This is a genomic window from Maricaulis salignorans, assembly GCF_900103475.1.
Lineage (GTDB): Bacteria > Pseudomonadota > Alphaproteobacteria > Caulobacterales > Maricaulaceae > Maricaulis > Maricaulis salignorans.
Genome location: NZ_FNHG01000037.1, coordinates 1 through 1,139 on the forward strand (window position 1 = coordinate 1; position 1,139 = coordinate 1,139).

At 55.0% G+C, this 1,139-nt stretch carries 2 protein-coding genes; one reads left to right on the forward strand and one right to left on the reverse strand.

Annotation, left to right across the window (positions count from 1 at the left end; translation table 11 throughout):
• Positions 1–267: hypothetical protein (locus BLT42_RS15305; protein ID WP_233342544.1), on the forward strand; the 267-nt coding region annotated here is incomplete at its 5' end.
• Positions 268–413: 146 nt separating this feature from the next.
• Here BLT42_RS15305 and BLT42_RS14900 read toward each other — a convergent pair.
• On the reverse strand, positions 414–1,139 hold a 726-nt coding region (locus BLT42_RS14900; protein WP_143024179.1), incomplete at its 5' end, for an RHS repeat-associated core domain-containing protein.

A 1,139-nucleotide genomic window follows, 5' to 3' on the forward strand; every position in this document is an offset into this window, starting at 1 on the left:
GTCCTGACCGCGAAGCGGCGCTTCGCGCCCTTGACGTCTCAACTCCAGTCTGGCGCCCTGCTTGGCAAGGGTTTCAGGGATGGCTCTGCCCGGCGGGCCGGGGCAGGATCGGAAAAATCGATGATTGCAAGAAGTTGGCGCGACGAAAATGTCGTGTGTCCCTGGTTTTTCAGCGATTTTATAAATGGGTGCCTGTCACCATCTATTCCATTTATTTGCGTTTATTGGTTTCCGCCCTCCTCTTCTCCTCCCTTCTCTTTTTTCTAGTCATGCGCCAAGATCTTGAAATCATCACAATAAAAAAAGCCCCGCCTCCCGCCGAGACATATTTTACCAATTCAACATTCAATCGATCACCGACTGCGAACAATACAACACAAGCAGCGGCACATACCCAATATACTACAACCATATTAGTGCCCCCTATTTGGGTTAACACGGGTCAATTCCGCACCGTCGCTGCGTGTTAAACCTCCGCCTACTCCAATTCCGGGCCCCACCTCCATACCAACCATTTCACCTGTTTGGTCGCCAATCCGAAGACTAATGCTGACAACTCCCAAGTCGACGCTCATACTGCTGCCCGGAGACGTCAGCACTGAGATGTTGCGTGCCCACCCGAAATTGAGATTTGCGCCCAAGTCACCTCCAACGGTATCGGGGGTTCCATCCTTCGGGTTCGAGTGTGCGGCGAATTCGACGAACTCATTTGTCGCGCCGTCAAACGCCCATCCATACTCACCCTCAGCCCCGTTTTCGCCGTTATACGTCCCATCTTTACCCCAGCCGAGGTATCCGCTTCCCTCGGCCCCAGCATACAACACGCCATCGCCCAAGGCACGGTCCGCAATAGACGGCAATTGAGCAATGCCTTCGCCGATCTCACGACCCGCTTCAAAGTATTCTTGTTCACGCGCGATGCCATCAGGATCGGTTGCATCCGGTGGCATCATCGTTTCCCCACTCGGATCCGTCGCATTGAGGGGGTTGTTGCCGACATAGGCATAGCGATTGAAATACCCCGGCCCGCCTTGCGCAAATCCGACCGGGTCGCCCGACAGGAAGCGTCCGATGGCTGGGTCGTAATAGCGGGCCTGCATGTAGACCATGCCGGTATCGGTGTCGGTGATGTGGCCGGT